Origin of the sequence: Synechococcus sp. R55.7, from assembly GCF_047461955.1 — a bacterium.
Lineage (GTDB): Bacteria > Cyanobacteriota > Cyanobacteriia > Thermostichales > Thermostichaceae > Thermostichus.
This window is the reverse complement of the sequence record NZ_JANSIC010000518.1, coordinates 1-541: the sequence shown is the minus strand read 5'-3', so window position 1 is coordinate 541 and position 541 is coordinate 1. Positions and strand designations below refer to the sequence as shown.

Below are 541 nucleotides of genomic sequence, written 5' to 3'. Positions count from 1 at the left end.
AAGCCCCGCCCTAAGGCCTACGGCCCGCTGACGCGACCAGGGCGGCTTTTATCTTGCTAACCTGCGCTAGAGTGGGCCCATGCGCGTCCTCGAAGCCAAGCTCCTCAACGGCACAGCCCAGCAGTACCAAGCCCTGGATGAGGCCATTCGGACTGCCCAGTTCGTGCGCAACAAGTGCCTGCGCCACTGGATGGATCATCAGGGGGTGAACAGGGCCACGTTGTACTCCCTCTGCAAGGACTTGGCCAGAGAGTTCCCCTTCGCCCAGAAGCTGAACTCCTCTGCCCGGCAAGCCAGTGCGGAGCGAGCCTGGTTTGCCATCTCCAACTTCTACCGCCGCTGCAAGGAGAAGGCAGCCCGGAAGGGCTATCCCAAGTTCCAGAAACACTGTCGCTCGGTGGAGTACAAGCTGTCCGGCTGGAAGCTGTCTCCTGACGGCATGTCCATCACCTTCACGGACGGCTTCCAGGCGGGCACCTTTGCCCTGTACTGCAACGGCGAGGCACGGCGGGACATCCTCACCCTGAAAATCAACCGGGTG

General features: G+C 61.9%; 1 pseudogene. It reads left to right on the top strand.

The annotated features are described in order from the left end of the window. Positions 1–79 precede the first annotated feature (79 nt). A pseudogene (locus tag NW820_RS13455) lies at positions 80–541 on the top strand (RNA-guided endonuclease TnpB family protein); the annotation flags it as partial.